A 17,192-nucleotide genomic window follows, 5' to 3' on the forward strand; every position below is an offset into this window, starting at 1 on the left:
ACCACAGCGAGGGGGACGCTAGTATTAGGATCGGGGGAAGCGAGAGTGGCGCCCTCGCGAACAGCAGACATCCGCCACGTGGCAAGCCTGGCGAAGGACCCTCAGAGGGTGGCCAGCACAGGGCCCGCCGGCGAGGGTCACGGGAGGTGAGATGAAGCATACAGGGTGGACCCTGGTGGCCATCATGCTTCTGGCGGCCGGAAGCTATCTTGGCTATCTCGCGTGGCGCCCCCCGGAGCCGACACCGGGGTTCCTCTATGCCAGCGGGCGTATCGAAGCCACCGAAGTGAGGCTTGCCGCCGAGCTCTCGGGCCGAGTGGTGAACAGCCGGCTGCGCGAGGGGCATCCGGTGGACAAGGGGAGCGAACTGGTTCGCCTCGACGATCACCTCCTGCGGCTGGAGGAGGCCGAACTGGCGGCCCGCCTGGCCGCCGCCGAACATGCCGTAGCACGGGTCGAGGCCATGCTCGACACGGCGCACCACCATCTCGCCAACGCCGAGACCGACCTGGAACGATCCCGCAGGCTGCGCCGGAGCGGCAGCCTTCCCCAGCAGCAACTGGAACGCAGCGAAGATCGTCGGCGCGAGGCACAGGGCGAGGTCGATATCCTGACGGCCCAACGCGCCGAGGCCATTGCCAACCTCACCGCCCTTCAGCAGCGTCGGGCTCAGTTGACCTATCGGCGTAGCAAGACCGTGCTGCGCAGCCCCCTCGAGGCCACCGTGCTGACCAAGGCCATCGAAGTCGGCGAGGTGGTCACCCCGGGACAGACCGTGGCCGTGCTGGTCGACCTGGCGCGCCCACGACTCAAGCTCTACATCGACGAGCGCTCGCTCGGCAAGGTGCGCCTCCGCGCGCCCGCCCGCGTTCGTGTCGATGCCTTTCCCGATCGTTACTTCGAGGCCGAGGTCGCCGCCATCGACAGCGAGGCCCAGTTCACCCCACGCGATGTCCACCTGCCGGAGGAACGTGCACGCACCGTGTTCGGCGTGACCCTCCAGCTTGCCAACCCCGACGGCATCCTCAAGCCCGGCATGCCGGCCGATGCCTGGATCCGCTGGCAGGACGAGGCGCCCTGGCCCGATGCCCTGGTCGTGCCCCCATGACGACGGTGATCCATGCCGACGGCGTGGGGCGCCGATTCGCCGGACGCCGGGTCGTGGCGGATATCGATCTGGAGGTGCGGGACGGGGAGATCTTCGGCCTGCTGGGCCCCGATGGGGCCGGCAAGACCACCCTGATGCAAATGATGACAGCGATCCTGGAGCCCAGTGAGGGACAGCTCAGGGTGTTCGGTTTCGATACCCGCCGCGACGCGGCGCAGGTCAATGGGCGTGTCGGTTACATGACCCAGGGATTCTCTCTCTACGACCGGCTCAGCGTGATCGAGAACCTGCAGTTCGCCGCCCGCATCCGTGACGTCACCCCCGCTGACTTTCGCCTTCGCAGCCAGGAACTGCTGGCCATGGCCGGCCTGGGGGATTTCCGGCATCGCCGGGCGGGCCAGCTCTCGGGCGGCATGCGCAAGAAGCTGTCGCTGTGTGCGGCGCTCATCCATGCGCCCGCCTTGCTGTTACTCGATGAACTCAGCCTGGGCGTGGACCCTCTCTCTCGCCGGGATCTCTGGCGTCTGCTGCGTCGACACCGGGATGAGGGCAACACGGTCGTCATCAGCACTCCCTACATGGACGAGGCGGAGCGTTGCGACCGACTGGGGTTTCTCTACGAGGGGCGACTGCTTGCGGTCGACACTCCCGACAGGTTACGTCGACGCGTGGCCGGCCCCATCTACCAACTGACGACGCCTCGTCTCGACGAGGCGGAGGGTTTCGTCAGGTCATGGCCCGGCGTCACGAGCCTGCAACGCCTGGCGGACCGACTGCGCATCCAGTTCTCCCCCGGTCATGACGTCTCCGAGACGGCCCAGGCGCATCTCGACGAGCTGGGCCAGCTCATGGCGGTCGAGCCTAACCTCGAGGAGGCGTTCATCGCCCTGTCGCCCCTTGCCGCGCCCGCGGACAGGCCCCCCATGATGCCTCCGGCCTTCACCACGACCGGCGTGGAGGTTCGCGCCGAACATCTGGGCCTTCGCTTCGGAGACGTCGTGGCCGTGGACGAGGTGTCGTTTCGGGTGCCACCGTGCGAGGTGGTCGGCTGGCTGGGCCCCAATGGCGCCGGCAAGACCAGCCTGATCCGGCTGCTGTGCGGCCTGCAGACGCCAACCGCAGGGCAGGCCTGGATCGGCGACCTGTCGGTGACCGAGTCGCACCGTGATCTCCGCGGTCGCCTCGGCTACATGTCTCAGCACTTCTCTCTGTACCCGGACCTCTCGGTGGCCGAGAACCTGACATTCTTTGCCGGTGTTTACGGATTGGCGGGGCGACAGCGACGCCTGGCCATCGACTGGGCCAGCCACATGACCCGTCTGTCGGGGCTGGAAGAGCGGCGTGTGCACACGTTGTCGGCGGCGGTGCGTGAACGCCTGGCACTGGCCTGCAGCATCCTGCACGGACCGGCGGTGCTGTTCCTGGACGAACCCACCTCGGGGATCGACCCCCTCAGTCGACAGCGCTTCTGGCACCTGATCCTGGCCCTGGCCGCACACGGCATGACCGTGTTCGTCACTACCCATTATCTGGAGGAGGCCAACTACTGTCACCGGCTGGGGCTGATGCACCAGGGCCGGCTGATCGCCCTCGATACCCCGGCCCAGCTGCGCCTGACACTGAACCTGCCGAACGATGCCGACATGGAGGCCGTGTTCATGGCCGGTATCGAGCGCCAGCAGAGGCGACCGGCATGAAGCTCAAGCGCATCGCCGCCGTGGCGACCAAGGAAGCACGGGAAGTGTTGCGTGATCCGATCACTCTCGGCGTGGCCCTGCTGATGCCCTTGATCATGCTCTTGCTGTTCGGCTACGCCATCACCCTCGATGTCGATGACATAGCTCTGGGCGTGCTGGACGAGGACCACAGCCCCGCCAGCCGCCAGCTGCAACAGGCCTTCACCGCCAGCGACACGTTCCGCCTGTCGGCCAGCCTGCAGCACCACCGGGAGGTGGAGAGGACGCTGCAGGAGGGCGAGGCTCGGCTGGTTCTGGTCATCCCCTCAGGCTTCCAGCGCCGGCTGTATCGGGGCGAGGCGAGTCCGGTACAACTGGTGGTGGATGGCAGTTATTCGGCCACGGCGACGCTCGTGAGCCAACGGGCGATGGCTATCGCCAGAGGCTTCCAGCGGCAGGAAGGCTCCACGCTGCTATCCCTGGATACCCGCATCTGGTTCAACCCCTCGCTGAGCAGCGTCCACACCGTGGTGCCCGCCCTGTATGCCGTCATCCTGATGGCGTTTCCACCGCTGCTCACGGCACTCGCCCTGGTGCGCGAAAAGGAAACCGGCACGATCCAGCAGATCTATGCTTCGCCACTCTCCGCCGCCCAATTTCTCTGCGGCAAGCTGGTACCCTACGGCGTCATCGCCTGTCTGCAGATGGCCATGGTGATCGCCGCGGGACTCCTGTGGTTCGGGGTGCCGTTCCACGGCAGCCCCGGCGTCCTGCTGGCGGTGTCCCTGCTGTACGTGCTCTGCACCCTGGGCATCGGGCTGCTGGTTTCCGCGGTGACCCGCACCCAGCTGGCGGCCATGCTGGCCGTCCTGATCATCACCCTGATGCCCTCCTTCCTGTTCTCCGGCCTGCTGTTCCCGATCTTCACCATGCCCTACCTGCTGCAGCTGTACACGCTGCTCTTTCCTGGCCGTTACTTCGTCGATATCGCCCGGGGCGTGGTCCTGAAGGGCGTCGGGGTCGAGGTCCTGTGGCCCAGCATCGCCGTCGTGGCGCTCTATACCCTGCTGATCCTCGTGCTGGCCGCGTGGCGACTCAAGAAGAGGGTGGCCTGATGCGCCTGCCGAGCCTGCTTCACAAGGAGTTGATTCAGTTTACCCGGGACCGGGTGGTGCTGTTTTTGATCCTCTGGCTCTACACCGTCGAGGTCGTCATCTGCGCCTATGCGTTGTCACTCGACATGCAAGACCTGCCGCTGGTAGTTGCCGATGCCGATCACTCGCCGGCGAGCCGCGAGCTGGTCCGGGCCTTCACGGAGAGCGGCGATTTCCGCCTGGTGGCACAGCTGGATGATCCAGCAGCCGTGACCGGATACCTGGAGCGTGGACAGGCGCGCGCGGTGCTGGTGATAGGTGAAGGCTTCGCCCGCCATCTGCTGGAAGGCAGCGAACAACAACTGCAACTGCTGGTGGATGGCAGCAATGCCAATACCGCCGCCGTGGCACGGGGCTATGCGCTGCAGACGGTGGAAGCGTTCCAGCGTCAATGGGCCGCCTTGCCCGAGACGCCAGCACCAGGGGTGATTCCCCACCTGCGAACCTGGTACAACCCCGGGGTGACAAATGTCAGTTTCGTGGTGCTATCGATGATCACCCTGGCGGGACTGATGGTCGGCGTCGCCCATCCGGCGGCATCGATCGTCCGAGAAAAGGAGGCCGGCACCATCGAACAACTGATGGTCACGCCCGTGCGCACCGAGGAGCTGTTCTTCGCCAAGACGCTACCGACCCTGCTGGTCGGGCTGGTGGCACTTTTCCCGAGCCTCGCGCTGGTCGGCTGGTTCGGCGTTCCCGTACGAGGCAGCCTGGCGCTGTTCTTCTGCCTCACCGCCCTGTTCCTGATCAGTGCCATCGGGCTCGGCGTCCTCGTCGCCGCCATCAGCCGCACGCTGCAACAGGCGCTGCTGTTGACCTTCTTCGGCCTGTTTCCGCTGATGTTCCTGTCCGGGACCCTCGTGCCGGTGGAGAGCATGCCGCGCCTGCTGCAGGCAGCATCACTGGCCAGCCCACTGCGCCATTACCTGGACATCACCCTGGGGATCTTTCTCAAGGGCACGGGGCTCGACATTCTCTGGCCGCATGTCCTGGCACTGGTCCTGATCGGTCTCCCGCTTTACGGCGTCGCATGGGTCATTTTCCGGCGCCAGTGAGCCACTGGCAGCATGAATCGCAACGCCAAAAATGCACGGCGGAGAGAGCCTCGGAAGAGGACTTCAAGGGTTTGGTCACAGGATCGATGTGTCCAGCGGAGTCCTGAAGGGATCAAGGGAAGCCAGATGCAAGACATGGACTGAGGTATGGGCTGGAGCACGGCACGAAATAAAAAAGCCGCTGATTGCTCAGCGGCTTTTTCGATATTCGTGGCGGAGGGGGAGGGATTCGAACCCTCGAAGCCTTTCGACTTACACACTTTCCAGGCGTGCTCCTTCGACCACTCGGACACCCCTCCGCATTGTGGTTCCAAAGCTGTGGCGCGTGGCCTTTTGCTCAAGAACGGCGCATATACTAACGACTTAAGTCCGCGAATGCAAGCCGTTTTCGCCCTTTCCACGCGACCCGGCTCAGGTCTCGGGCAGCACCGCGTAGTCGCCCCGGGCCTCCAGGCAGAGGGTGTCGCCGCACCAGAGCCGCTGGACCAGGGCGATGCGCCCCTTGCCGCGCTGCGCCAGCCGCTCGGCGAGGCTCGCGGGGCCGTCGCCCACCTCGGGCTCGCAGACCAGGCGGTAGTCGCCGGTCACGGGCGCCAGGAAGCGCTGGGTGGCCTCGGCCACCACCACGTCCCGGGCGAGGCCGCGACGGCGCAGCCAGAGCGTGGTCCAGCACCAGCCGAGCAGGGTCGTCTGGGCGGCGAGCGCGCCGCCGAAGCCGGTGCCCTTGTCGTTGAGGTTGGGCGTGAGCGCGAGCCGCCAGGTGAGGCGCTCGTCGTCGCGGGTCATCTCGCGGATGCCGAGCGCCCCCACCATGGGGATCGCGTCGCCCAGCCAGATGAGGAAGGCGGCCATGTCGTCCTCGCCGCCGGCGGCGGGCAGCGGCAAACGCGGGTGGGGAACGCCGATCTCGCGCATGGGCTCAGTCCCAGCGCTCGACGAAGGCGTCGATGTCGTGCTCGGGCAGCGGCTTGTGGCGCCCGCCCATGGTGCCCAGATACAGGAAGGCCACCACCTCGTCGTCCTCGGCGAGCCCCAGCCCCTTGCGCACGGTGGGATCGAAGGCGTACTTGCCGCTGCGCCACATGGCGCCGAGCCCCTGGGCGTGGGCCGCGAGCAGGATGCCGTGGGCGGCACAGCCGGCGGATATCACCTGCTCGATCTTCGGCACCTTGGGCTCGTCCGGGGTGACCTTGGCGATCACCGCGATGATCATCGGCGCACGCAGCGGCTTCTTGCGGGCCGCGTTGAGGGTGGCGTCACTGGCGTGGGGATCCTCGCGGAACTCAGCCTCGGCGAACAGCTCGCCGAGGCGCGAGAGGCCCTCGCCGGAGAACTCGATGAAGCGCCAGGGGCGCAGCTCCTTGTGATCCGGCGCCCGCAGGGCCGCCCGGTAGATCGCCTCGAGCTGCTCGGGGCTCGGCGGCGGGCCCATCAGCTTGCCCATGGAGCTGCGTTCGTGCAGCAGCGTCAGCGCGTCCATTGAGTCTCTCCTTGGGTTTTTCAGACGAGAATCTTTCTCGTCACTCTATCAGCTGCCCGGGCGCCTGTCGTGCCGGGCGCCCGCCTCCTCCCTCACTGCCGCGCGTCCCTTATGGCCGCACGACCTTATTGCCGAGAGAGGCGCAGCGGCTCGGGCGGCCGCTCACCGGGGGTGGCGCGCCAGGGGCTGATGTCGAGCCCGCCGCGGCGCACGTAGCGCGCCAGCACCAGCAGCCGCTCGGGCCGGGCGCGGGCCATCAGGTCGGTGAAGATGTGCTCCACGCAGTGCTCGTGGAAGTCCTGGTGCTGGCGATAGCCGATCAGGTAGCGCAGCAGCCCCTCGCGGTCGAGCTTGGGGCCGCGGTAGCGGATCAGCACGCTGCCCCAGTCGGGCTGGCCGGTAACCGGGCAGTTGGACTTGAGCAGGTGGGAGTAGAGCGTCTCCTCGACGATCTCCTCCCCCACCGCCAGGTGCTCGGCGCTCGGGGTGTAGTCGGTCACCTCGATGTCCAGGTCGTCCAGGCACTCGCCGGGCAGGCGCTTCACCGCGAGGGCGGCGTCGTCCAGGCCGAGCAGCTCGACCGCAACCGGCGCGCCGGCCGCCTGGGCCAGGTCGCGCAGCAGGGTGTCGATCACCGCCTGGCGGCTCTCGAAGCGGGTCTGGTTGAAGCCGTTGAGGTAGAGCTTCCAGGACTTGGACTCGATCAGGTAGGGCGACTCGGCCGGCAGGCGAAAGCGCGCCACGGCGACCAGCGGCTTGCCCCGGGCGTTGAGCCACGAGAGCTCGAAGGCGTGCCACTCGTCCTCGCCGACGAAGGGCAAGGCGCCCTCCTCGATCCCCAGCGGCGCACGATTGGCGGCCCGGGGGATGGGATAGAGCAGCCCGGCGTCGTAGTGCTCGGGATAGGCGGAGTCGCGCCCCAGCGGGGCGTGCTCGAGGGTGTCGGGTCGGTGTTGGGTCATGTCAGCTCCTGATGCCCTTGCCATGCTTCAGCATCCACAGCGCCACGCCATACAGCACGCTGATGAAGGCCAGCACGGCCGCCAGCGCCCAGCCCACCGGGATGTCGGAGACCCCGAGGAAGCCGTAGCGGAAGACGTTGACCATGTAGAGGATGGGATTGAGCATCGAGACGCCCTGCCAGAAGTCCGGCAGCAGCGAGATCGAGTAGAAGACGCCACCCAGGTAGGTCAGCGGCGTCAGCACGAAGGTCGGCACGATGGAGATGTCGTCGAACTTCTTGCCCAGCAGGGCGTTGATGAAGCCGCCGATGGCGAACAGCGCCGAGGTGAGCACCACCACGAAGACCGTCAGCAGCGGATGGGCCATCTCGATGCGGGTGAAGAACAGCGACACCCCGGTGACGATCAGCCCCACGCCGAGGCCGCGGGCCATGCCGCCCAGCACGAAGCCGGACAGGATCACCCAGTTGGGCATCGGCGAGACCATCATCTCCTCGATGGAGCGCTGGAACTTGTTGGAGAAGAAGGATGATGCCACGTTGGAGTAGCTGTTGGTGATCACCGCCATCATGATCAGCCCGGGGACGATGAAGTCCATGTAGCTGTAGCCGTCCATCTCGCCGATCCGCGAGCCGATCAGGTTGCCGAAGATGATGAAGTACATCGTCATGGTGATCGACGGCGGCAGCAGGGTCTGCGGCCAGATCCGCGTGAAGCGCTTGATCTCCTTGACCACCAGGGTCCAGAGGGCGATGGCGATCTGCTTGGGATTCATGTGTGCGCTTCCTTCTGCTGGCCGTCCTCCACCATGGAGACGAACATCTCCTCCAGGCGATTGGCGCGGTTGCGCATCGACATCACCTGCATGCCCTGCTCGCTGAGAGCCGAAAAGACGTCGTTGAGGCGCTGGCCGCGGTGCACCACCACCGCCAGCTGGGCGTCGTCCACCCGGCTGATCTCGAAGCCCTCGACCTCGGGGGCCGCCTCCACCGGATGGGCGAGATCGAGCAGGAAGGTCTCGGTGTCGAGCTCGGCGAGCAGCTCGCGCACGCTGGTGTCGCGGATGATCTCGCCGTGGTTGATGATGCCCACGCGGCGACAGAGGCTCTCGGCTTCCTCGAGGTAGTGGGTGGTGAGGATGATGGTGGTGCCCTCCTCCCGGTTGATGCGGCGCATGTACTCCCACATGCTGCGGCGCAGCTCGATGTCCACGCCGGCGGTGGGCTCGTCGAGGATCAACAGCTTCGGGCGGTGCATCAGGGCGCGGGCGATCATCAGCCGGCGCTTCATGCCGCCGGAGAGCATCCGCGCGCTGCCGTTGCGCTTGTCCCAGAGGGCCAGATCGCGCAGCAGCTCCTCCGCGCGGGGCATCGCCTCGCGCCGCGACATGCCGTAGTAGCCCGCCTGGGCCAGCACGATGTCGATGACCCTCTCGAACTGGCTGAAGTTGAACTCCTGGGGCACCACGCCGAGGTGGTACTTGGCCCGGGCGAAGTCGGTGTCGATGTCGATGCCGAAGATCGAGACCTTTCCTGCGGTCTTCTGCACCAGCGAGCAGACCACGCCCAGGGTGGTTGACTTGCCGGCGCCGTTGGGGCCCAGCAGGGCATAGAAGTCGCCCTGGGCGACGTCGAGGTCGATGCCCTTGAGGGCCTCGAAGCCATTGCCGTAGACCTTGGTCAACCCACGGATGGAGAGAGCCGGTTCGGCCATGAAAGATCCCGTACAGAAGATGAATGGGGTGCCATGCCGGCACGCGCCGGAAAAAACACCGCTCGCGGCCCGGCACACGGGGCGCTGAGATGGGGGCGGCACGGCGCAATTCAAGCCGCCGCTCACGTGGCAGTTCGAGCCGCCGCTCGATCCGAACCTCACGCAGCAACCGGTGCCTGCGCGCCCCGTCGCGACCTTCCATCTTACGCCACCGGCATGACAGTTCGCATGCTCATCGTTCACTCGGGCGTCGCGGGCCGTGTTGACCCCGTGACGCCGGGTCTCTAGGCTGGAGCGCATTCCTGGGGGAGTCCTCGCGGACTGAGATTCCGGCCCCGTGCCTCGACGGCACGACCGGTAACCCTTCGAACCTGATCCGGATCATGCCGGCGAAGGGAAGGAAGTGCCATCCGGCCACGCTTCTCACCCAACGCAACTGCGTCCTCTCGTAGCGACGCTCGGCATCGCGCCCGGGCCATTCCATGCTAGGGAGAACGTCATGCTGCCGACCACTCATGCCTTCTGGTGGCTCATCGCCTTCGCGGCACTGTTTGCCGTACCGGGCATGCTCTACGCGCGCCGCCACACCGAGAGCCTCGAGGACTTCATCATCGCCCGCAACAGCCAGGGCGCCACCGCCACGGTGCTGACCCTGATGGCCTCGACGCTGGGCACCTGGATCCTGTTCGGCCCCGCCCAGGCGGCCACCTGGGGCGGGCTGGGCGCCATCGCCGGCTATGCGCTCGGCTCACTGGCCCCGCGGCTGGTGATGATCCCGCTGGGGCGGCGCCTACGCGAGCTCTCGCCGGGCGGCCACTCGCTCACCGAGTTCGTGATGAGCCGCTACGGGCGCCCCATGTACGCCTTCACCCTGGTGATCATGCTGTTCTACCTGTTCATCTCCCTGGCCGCGGGGATCACCGCCATCGCCAAGATGGTCGGGCTGCTGGCGCCGGTGCCGCTCTGGGCGACCAGCTCGGTGGTGATGGCCGCCACCCTGCTCTACACCCTCTACGGCGGCCTGCGCGCCTCGATCTTCACCGACAAGGTGCAGATGGTCGTGATCCTGCCGCTGCTCGCCGTGCTGCTGATCGTCGGCTGGCAGGCCGCCGGCGGCGTTGGCCCCACCCTCGCCGGCATCGAGGCGACGGCGCCTCAGCTGCTGGACATCACCGACCTGGGCGGGCTCAAGGCGGGCCTCACCTTCTTTTTGGCCGTGATGCTGACCGGGCTCTTCTACCAGGGCAACTGGCAACGGGTCTACGCCGCCCAGAGCAACCGCGCCGTGGCCCTGGGCTTCCTGCTCGGGGGCCTTCTGAGCGCGCCGATGATCTTCGTGATGGGCCTGTTCGGCCTGGCGTTCGTGGGGCTGGGGCTGCCCGGCGACGGCTCGGTCGCGCTGTTCAGCGTGCTGCTCGCCGACATCCCCGGCTGGTTCGCGGTGGGCCTGATCTTCCTCGGCCTGGCGCTGGTCATGAGCAGCGCCGACACCACCTTGAGCGCCGCCTCGAGCATGATCGCCGTCGACGGCGGGCGCCTGCTGCCCGGTGCCAGCGACCAGCGGCTGATGCGCCTGTCGCGCTGGCTGATCCTGCTGCTGGCGCTGCCGGTGACCTTCGTCGCCGCCCAGGGCTACAGCGTGCTCTACCTCTTCCTGCTGGCCGACCTGCTGTGCTGCGCGGCGGCCTTCCCGGTGTTCTTCGGGCTGTTCAACCGCCGCTTCGACGGACGCGCCGCGGTGCTCGCTACCGTCAGCGGCCTGATCGCCGGCCTCACCCTCTTCCCGGCGCCGGGCGATGCCCTGACCACCCTGATGGAGTCCTTCCTGCTCGCCACCTTCATGCCGGTCGTGACGGGCCTGGCGCTGCTGGCGCTGCTGCCGGCGAAGCAGCGCTTCGACTTCGCGGCGCTGAGCGCCGGCGCGCGACGCTTCGAGGGCTGAGCACCCCCCGCCCCAGACGACAACGCCCCTCTCGAGGGGCGTTTTGCTTTTTGGGGCGCCGTGAGCGAATCGCTAGAGGCGTCGGCCCGCCGGGCGCTCGAGGCCCAGGTGGCCGCGCAGCGTGGTGGCGGTGTACGCCTCGCGGAAGAGCCCGCGGCGCTGCAGTGCCGGCACCACCTGGTCCACGAAGTCCTCGATGCCGCCGGGCAGCGACGGCGGCATCAGGTTGAAGCCGTCCGCCCCGCGGCCGTGGAACCAGCGTTCCATCTCGTCGGCGATGCTCTCCGGCGTGCCGACCATGGTGCAGTGGCCGCCGCCGGCGGCGAGCCGCCCCAGCAGCTCGCGCAGGGTCGGTCGTTCGGTCTCGATGATGCGCAGGATGGTGGCGTAGCGCCCCTGGGGGCCGCGGAACTCGGCAAGCGGCGGCAGCCGCGGCACCGGCGCGTCCAGCTCCCAGTCGCTGCAGTCCTGTTCGATGAAGAGCCCAAGCTGGCGCAGCGAGGCCGCCACCGGCAGGCACTCGTCCAGCTCGCGCTGCTTGGCCCTGGCCTCCGCCATGGTGGAGCCGACGTAGGTGACGAGCCCCGGCAGGATGGGCACCGGCGCGGTGCGCCCGGCCGCTTCCACCCGTGACTTGATGTCCCGGTAGTAGCCCTGGGCGGTCGGGAGGTCGTAGGCGACCGCGTAGATTGCCTCGGCGTAGCGCGCCGCCAGATCGCGCCCCTGGGAGGAGGCGCCCGCCTGCACCAGCACCGGGTGGCCCTGGGGCGGGCGCGGCAGGTTCAGGGGCCCGTCCACCAGGAAGTGCTCGCCGTGGTGGTCGATCCGGCGCACCTTGTCCGGGTCGGCATAGCGGCCATGGTGGTCGCGCTCGATGGCGTCGTCGGCCCAGCTGTCCCACAGCGCCAGCACCGTCTGCACAAACTCCTCGGCCCGGGCGTAGCGTTCGGCATGCGGGGGCATGGCCGGGTAGCCGTGGTTGCGCGCCTCGCTGTCGAACATCGAGGTCACCACGTTCCAGCCCACGCGTCCGCCGGAGATGTGATCCAGCGAGCCCACCAGCCGGGCCGCGTGGAAGGGGGTGTAGAAGGTGCTGGAGAGCGTGCTGATCAGCCCGATGTGCCGGGTGGCCCGGCTCATGGCGGAGAGCGCGGTCAGCGGCTCGAGGTGCCAGTTGAAGCCGTCCTCCACGCTGCCGGCACTCATGCCGTCGGCGAAGAACACCGCGTCCAGCTTGCCGCGCTCGGCGGTACGGGCCAGGGACTCGTAGTAGGCGATGTCGCCGAGCCGCTCGGCGCTGGAGTCGGGGTGCCGCCAGGCCGCGCGATGGTGGCCGGCGCCCATCACGAACAGGTTGAGGTGCAGCTTTTCGTCGGGGTTGCGCGGTTTCATCACCCTTTCACCAGTCCGCCGTCGACGATCAGGTTCTGGCCGGTGACCGCCCTCGCCCACGGCGAGGCGAAGAACAGCGCCGCGTCGGCGAACTCCTCCGGCGTGGTCACCCGGCGCAGCGGGGTGTTCTGCGCGATCAGCTCGAAGACCGCCTCCGGGGTCGCGCTCGACGCATCGGTGGTGCGCAGCAGGCCCCCGGAGATCATGTTCACGGTGATGTTGTCGGGCCCCAGGTCGTTGGCGAGGGTGCGGGTCAGCGAGAGCAGCGCGGCCTTGCCGGCGGTGTAGTCGTGATAGGGCACGACGGGATTCTGGAAGAGGTTGGTGCCGACGTTGATGATCCGCCCGCCGCCCTGCTCGCGCATGCCGGAAAGCGCCGCCTGGATGGTGTTCAGCGCGCCCCGGTTGACGCCCTCGAGCTGCTGCTGGAGGTGTGCCCAGTCGAGGGTGTCGGCGTCGGGCCGCGCGTCGCCGTTGAAGGTGAATTCGGGCAGGGCGTTGTTGACCACGGTGGTGATCGGGGCGCCGAAATGGGCGCGCGCCTGCTCGAAGAGCACCTTCACCGCCTCGGGCTCGCGCACGTCGGCCTGGACGGCCAGGGCGCGCTCCGGCGCGTCCTTCGCCAGCGCCTCGGCGGCCTCGCGGCTCTGGTAGTAGTTGACCACAACGCGGGCGCTCTGGTCGAGGAAGGCCCGGGTCAGGCGGGCGCCGAGACCGCGAGCGCCGCCGGTCACGAGCACGACCTGCTGGTCGAGGGGGAGAGAGGAAACGGCCATGAGGACTCCTTGGTGCGCGGCAAAGGGCGCCGCACTGGAGCCGGCCGACATCCCTTCGCCAGTGTGAACTGGATCAGGTTCGACGGGTATCATCTCAGCGGCCGTGGCCGCACCCCGTGTCTCGGGCCACCATAGCGCATTCAGTCAGGCAGCAACAGCCGGGCTGGCGCTCCAGCTCGTGACAGAGCCTTGGCCTGACCGGAGAAGTACTGGAGTCTTATGGAGCGGGGAACGAGATTCGACCGGGCTGGCGCTCCAGCTCGTGACGCGAGCCTTGGCCTGACCGGGGAGATACTGGAGTCTTATGGAGCGGGAAACGAGATTCGAACTCGCGACCCTCGCCTTGGCAAGGCGATGCTCTACCACTGAGCTATTCCCGCTGATCTGGAGGGCGTGCTTGTGAGAAGTGGCGTCCCATAGGGGGTTCGAACCCCTGTTACCGCCGTGAAAGGGCGGTGTCCTAGGCCACTAGACGAATGGGACGCATGGAGCGGGAAACGAGATTCGAACTCGCGACCCTCGCCTTGGCAAGGCGATGCTCTACCACTGAGCTATTCCCGCTTGGTCTTCTCGCACTGTGTTGCCACCGGAAGTCGAAGGTGGCGTCCCATAGGGGGTTCGAACCCCTGTTACCGCCGTGAAAGGGCGGTGTCCTAGACCACTAGACGAATGGGACGCAATTTTTACCTTCAAACTACTACCTTCCTCGAAAGGAAGATGGAGCGGGAAACGAGATTCGAACTCGCGACCCTCGCCTTGGCAAGGCGATGCTCTACCACTGAGCTATTCCCGCACTCCGGTACCTTAACGAATCGAGTGGCGTCCCATAGGGGGTTCGAACCCCTGTTACCGCCGTGAAAGGGCGGTGTCCTAGACCACTAGACGAATGGGACGCATTGGCTCGCCTCGTCGAGGTGCGGCGAATATTACCGACGCCCCCGGGGAGTGTCAAGCGCCTGTCGCCGCTCGTTGATATCACGTGACCTGTCGGAGGGCAGCACTGGAAACCCCCGCCCGGGGAGATGTCAGAATGAGGGCGAGACGCCGAGCCTGCCGCCGGTTCCACGACGCAATGAGGAGAGAGGCCATGCGCAGCAAGATTCACAAGAGCGACGCCGAGTGGCGTGAGCAGCTGACGCCGGAGCAGTACCGCGTCACCCGCGAGAAGGGCACCGAACCGGCCTTCAGCGGGAAGTACCACGTGAGCGACGAGCACGGCATCTACCACTGCGTGTGCTGCCACGCGCCGCTGTTCGAGAACGAGCACAAGTTCAATGCCGGCTGCGGCTGGCCGAGCTTCGATCGCCCCTTCACGCCGAAGTGCGTCGAGGAGCATACCGACACCAGCCACGGCATGCAGCGCACCGAGGTGACCTGCGCCCGCTGCGACGCCCACCTCGGCCACGTCTTCCCCGACGGCCCGCCGGAGACCACCGGGCTTCGCTACTGCATCAACTCGGTGGCGATCGAGTTCCACGCCGGCGAGTAGCCGCGCGCCCCGCGACCGCCCCGCTCGGCGACGGCCGTCCATCTGCTATGATGGGCGGCCGTTTTTATTCACGCTCACGCAGGAGAGGCTCGATGCTCGGCTGGTTTCCGGGACACATGAACAAGGCGCGACGGCAGATCCTCGAGGCGCTGCCGGAGATCGACGTGGTGATCGAGGTGCTCGACGCCCGTCTGCCCTACTCCAGCGCCAACCCCATGCTCGCCGAGCTGACCCGCCACAAGCCGGTGCTCAAGATCCTCTCGCGGGCCGACCTCGCCGACCCCGAGCGCACCCGGGAGTGGACGGCCTTCTTCGACGCCCAGGCCGACACCCGGGCGCTGGCGGTGACCACCACCAAGGCCCGCGAGCTCAAGCGCATCCCGAAGCTGTGCCACGAGCTGGCCGGCCAGGTGCGCGCCGACCGCGACGTGCGGGTGATGGTCATGGGCATTCCCAACGTCGGCAAGTCGACCCTGATCAACGGCCTGGCCGGGCGCACCATCGCCAAGACCGGCAACGAGCCCGCCGTCACCAAGCGCCAGCAGAAGGTGCGCATCGGCGGCCGGGTGGCGCTGATCGACACCCCCGGGGTGCTGTGGCCGAAGATCGAGGACCAGGCGAGTGCCCACCGCCTGGCGGCGAGCGGCGCCATCCGCGATACCGCCATCGACTACGTCGACGTCGCCGTGGTCGCCGCCGCCGAGCTGGCTCGGCGCTATCCCGAGGCGCTCAGCGCGCGCTACAAGCTGAAGTCGCTGCCGGCCTACACGGCGCATCCCGACGCCGACCAGGTGGACGCCGACGGCCCCGCGCGGGTCGACCTGCTGGCCCTGTGCGGCTACGACGGCCATGCCATCCTCACCGAGATCGCGTCAAAGCGCGGCGGCCTGCGCGCCGGCGGCGAGGTCGACCTGCACCGCGGCGCGGAGGTGCTGCTCCACGAGCTGCGCGACGGCAAGCTCGGCCGCCTGACCCTGGAGACCCCGGCCGACATCCCGCCCGAGCCGGAACCGGAGCCGGAACCGGGAGACGCGCCCCGCGAGGATGGTGGCGACGAGGCCGAGCCCGCATAATCGCAGGCGACGCCGACGAACAACGACCGCCCGCCAGAGGCGGCACACGGACATCACTGGATTCAGCGCCCATGGATACCCCCCCGATCAGCAAATCGCACAAGCTCGAGAACGTCTGCTACGACATTCGCGGCCCGGTGCTCGAGCACGCCAAGCGGCTGGAGGAAGAAGGCCAGCGCATCCTCAAGCTGAACATCGGCAACCCCGCGCCGTTCGGCTTCGAGGCGCCGGAGGAGATCCTCCAGGACGTGATGCGCAACCTCCCCACCGCCCAGGGCTACTGCGATTCCAAGGGGCTCTACTCGGCGCGCAAGGCGATCATGCAGGAGTGCCAGCGCAAGGAGATCCCCGGCGTCGGCATCGAGGACATCTACATCGGCAACGGCGTCTCGGAGCTGATCGTTATGGCGCTGCAGTCGCTGCTCAACGACGGCGACGAGGTGCTGATCCCGGCCCCGGACTATCCGCTGTGGACCGCCGCCGCCAACCTCTCGGGCGGCCACGCCGTGCACTACCGGTGCGACGAGCAGGCCGACTGGGCGCCGGACATGGACGACATCCGCGCCAAGGTGACCGCCCACACCCGGGCCATCGTGATCATCAACCCCAACAATCCCACCGGCGCCGTCTACCCGCCGGCGGTGGTGCGCGAGCTGCTCGAGATCGCCCGGGAGCACGACCTGGTGGTGTTCTCCGACGAGATCTACGACAAGATCCTCTACGACGGGGTCGAGCACGTCTCCACCGGGGCGCTGGCCGGCGATGACCAGCTGGTGGTGACCATGAACGGGCTCTCCAAGAGCTACCGCTGCGCCGGTTTCCGCAGCGGCTGGATGATCCTCTCGGGCAACATCGCCAAGCAGCGCGCCGCCGACTTCATCCAGGGGCTGACCATGCTGGCCTCGATGCGCCTGTGCGCCAACGTGCCGGCGCAGCACGCCATCCAGACGGCGCTGGGCGGCTACCAGTCGATCAACGACCTGATCCTGCCCGGCGGGCGCCTGCTCGCCCAGCGCGACATCACCGTCGAGAAGCTCAACGCCATTCCCGGGGTCAGCTGCACCCGGCCCAAGGGAGCGCTCTACGCATTCCCGAAGCTCGATCCGAAGGTCTTCAACATCCAGGACGACCAGCAGCTGGTGCTCGACCTGCTGCTGCAGGAGAAGATCCTGCTGGTCCAGGGCACGGCCTTCAACTGGCCCGAGCCCGATCACGTGCGCATCGTCACCCTGCCCTGGGCCGACCAGCTCGAGGATGCCCTGGACCGCTTCGCGCGTTTCCTGTCGCGCTATCGCCAGTAGCCGCAGCGATCCGGCCCGCCGCTTGAAACCCGACGGGCCAGCCCGTATCTAAGCAACAGCTTGTGCATGCC

At 67.5% G+C, this 17,192-nt stretch carries 15 protein-coding genes, 7 tRNA genes and 2 riboswitches; of the genes, 8 read left to right on the forward strand and 14 right to left on the reverse strand.

What is annotated here, in order from left to right; genetic code table 11:
* The first annotated feature begins 151 nt into the window (after positions 1-151).
* Genes C9F13_RS02980 through C9F13_RS02995 form a run of 4 tightly spaced genes read left to right on the forward strand, consistent with a single transcriptional unit; the run spans position 152 to position 4,993 of the window.
* Entirely contained in the window at positions 152-1,108 is a 957-nt protein-coding gene (locus C9F13_RS02980) for an HlyD family secretion protein (protein ID WP_108444736.1), read from the forward strand.
* Positions 1,105-2,805 carry an ATP-binding cassette domain-containing protein gene (locus C9F13_RS02985; protein ID WP_108444737.1) on the forward strand — a complete coding sequence of 567 codons (1,701 nt, stop codon included), beginning with the start codon at positions 1,105-1,107 and terminating at the stop codon, positions 2,803-2,805. Before C9F13_RS02980 ends, C9F13_RS02985 begins: the two co-directional genes overlap by 4 nt.
* Positions 2,802-3,899 carry an ABC transporter permease gene (locus tag C9F13_RS02990; protein WP_108444738.1) on the forward strand — a complete coding sequence of 366 codons (1,098 nt, stop codon included), beginning with the start codon at positions 2,802-2,804 and terminating at the stop codon, positions 3,897-3,899. Before C9F13_RS02985 ends, C9F13_RS02990 begins: the two co-directional genes overlap by 4 nt.
* Complete coding sequence (locus C9F13_RS02995) at positions 3,899-4,993, forward strand: ABC transporter permease (protein ID WP_108444739.1); 1,095 nt, start codon at positions 3,899-3,901, stop codon at positions 4,991-4,993. Before C9F13_RS02990 ends, C9F13_RS02995 begins: the two co-directional genes overlap by 1 nt.
* A 211-nt stretch (positions 4,994-5,204) precedes the next feature.
* Here C9F13_RS02995 and C9F13_RS03000 read toward each other — a convergent pair.
* The 6 genes from C9F13_RS03000 to C9F13_RS03025 all read right to left on the reverse strand — a co-directional run bounded on the left by C9F13_RS03000 (position 5,205) and on the right by C9F13_RS03025 (position 9,148).
* Positions 5,205-5,292: transfer RNA gene (locus tag C9F13_RS03000), tRNA-Ser, on the reverse strand.
* 112 nt (positions 5,293-5,404) lie between these two features.
* Positions 5,405-5,908, reverse strand: a complete 504-nt coding sequence (locus C9F13_RS03005) for a YiiD C-terminal domain-containing protein (protein ID WP_108444740.1) — start codon at positions 5,906-5,908, stop codon at positions 5,405-5,407.
* A 4-nt stretch (positions 5,909-5,912) separates the two neighbouring features.
* Positions 5,913-6,473: a nitroreductase family protein gene (locus C9F13_RS03010; protein ID WP_108444741.1), complete on the reverse strand. Its 561-nt coding sequence runs from the start codon at positions 6,471-6,473 to the stop codon at positions 5,913-5,915.
* Positions 6,474-6,598: 125 nt separating this feature from the next.
* Positions 6,599-7,435, reverse strand: coding sequence for an NADPH-dependent 7-cyano-7-deazaguanine reductase QueF (gene queF, locus C9F13_RS03015; RefSeq protein ID WP_108444742.1), 837 nt, complete (start codon positions 7,433-7,435; stop codon positions 6,599-6,601).
* Position 7,436: 1 nt separating this feature from the next.
* The gene (locus C9F13_RS03020) at positions 7,437-8,210 is read right to left on the reverse strand and encodes an ABC transporter permease (RefSeq protein ID WP_108444743.1); all 774 of its coding nucleotides are present in this window, start codon (positions 8,208-8,210) and stop codon (positions 7,437-7,439) included.
* The gene (locus C9F13_RS03025) at positions 8,207-9,148 is read right to left on the reverse strand and encodes an ABC transporter ATP-binding protein (RefSeq protein WP_108444744.1); all 942 of its coding nucleotides are present in this window, start codon (positions 9,146-9,148) and stop codon (positions 8,207-8,209) included. Before C9F13_RS03025 ends, C9F13_RS03020 begins: the two co-directional genes overlap by 4 nt.
* A 294-nt stretch (positions 9,149-9,442) precedes the next feature.
* A riboswitch (TPP riboswitch) is annotated at positions 9,443-9,563 on the forward strand.
* 84 nt (positions 9,564-9,647) lie between these two features.
* Between C9F13_RS03025 and C9F13_RS03030 the strand changes: the two genes are divergently transcribed.
* Positions 9,648-11,090, forward strand: coding sequence for a sodium:solute symporter family transporter (locus C9F13_RS03030; RefSeq protein WP_108444745.1), 1,443 nt, complete (start codon positions 9,648-9,650; stop codon positions 11,088-11,090).
* A 72-nt stretch (positions 11,091-11,162) separates the two neighbouring features.
* On the opposite strand, the gene C9F13_RS03035 is transcribed toward C9F13_RS03030, so the two are convergent.
* The 8 genes from C9F13_RS03035 to C9F13_RS03070 form a co-directional block, all read right to left on the reverse strand.
* A complete protein-coding gene (locus tag C9F13_RS03035; RefSeq protein WP_108444746.1) occupies positions 11,163-12,482 on the reverse strand; it encodes an LLM class flavin-dependent oxidoreductase in 1,320 nt (439 codons plus the stop codon).
* Complete coding sequence (locus tag C9F13_RS03040; protein ID WP_108444747.1) at positions 12,482-13,258, reverse strand: 3-oxoacyl-ACP reductase; 777 nt, start codon at positions 13,256-13,258, stop codon at positions 12,482-12,484. The genes C9F13_RS03035 and C9F13_RS03040 overlap by 1 nt, the downstream gene beginning before the upstream one ends.
* A 33-nt stretch (positions 13,259-13,291) precedes the next feature.
* Positions 13,292-13,385, reverse strand: a riboswitch (TPP riboswitch).
* Positions 13,386-13,563: 178 nt separating this feature from the next.
* Positions 13,564-13,638, reverse strand: a tRNA-Gly gene (locus C9F13_RS03045).
* A gap of 27 nt (positions 13,639-13,665) precedes the next feature.
* A tRNA-Glu gene (locus C9F13_RS03050) sits at positions 13,666-13,741 on the reverse strand.
* 3 nt (positions 13,742-13,744) lie between these two features.
* Positions 13,745-13,819, reverse strand: a tRNA-Gly gene (locus tag C9F13_RS03055).
* 39 nt (positions 13,820-13,858) lie between these two features.
* Positions 13,859-13,934: transfer RNA gene (locus C9F13_RS03060), tRNA-Glu, on the reverse strand.
* Positions 13,935-13,976: 42 nt separating this feature from the next.
* Positions 13,977-14,051: transfer RNA gene (locus tag C9F13_RS03065), tRNA-Gly, on the reverse strand.
* Positions 14,052-14,075: 24 nt separating this feature from the next.
* Positions 14,076-14,151: transfer RNA gene (locus tag C9F13_RS03070), tRNA-Glu, on the reverse strand.
* 194 nt (positions 14,152-14,345) lie between these two features.
* Between C9F13_RS03070 and msrB the strand changes: the two genes are divergently transcribed.
* From msrB to C9F13_RS03085, 3 genes are all read left to right on the forward strand, one after another.
* Positions 14,346-14,747, forward strand: coding sequence for a peptide-methionine (R)-S-oxide reductase MsrB (msrB, locus tag C9F13_RS03075; protein ID WP_108444748.1), 402 nt, complete (start codon positions 14,346-14,348; stop codon positions 14,745-14,747).
* 92 nt (positions 14,748-14,839) lie between these two features.
* Entirely contained in the window at positions 14,840-15,820 is a 981-nt protein-coding gene (ylqF, locus tag C9F13_RS03080; protein WP_108444749.1) for a ribosome biogenesis GTPase YlqF, read from the forward strand.
* Positions 15,821-15,891: 71 nt separating this feature from the next.
* Entirely contained in the window at positions 15,892-17,121 is a 1,230-nt protein-coding gene (locus tag C9F13_RS03085; protein WP_108444750.1) for a pyridoxal phosphate-dependent aminotransferase, read from the forward strand.
* Positions 17,122-17,192: the final 71 nt, after the last annotated feature.

It is taken from the genome of Halomonas denitrificans (assembly GCF_003056305.1).
Taxonomy (GTDB): Bacteria; Pseudomonadota; Gammaproteobacteria; order Pseudomonadales; family Halomonadaceae; genus Halomonas; species Halomonas denitrificans.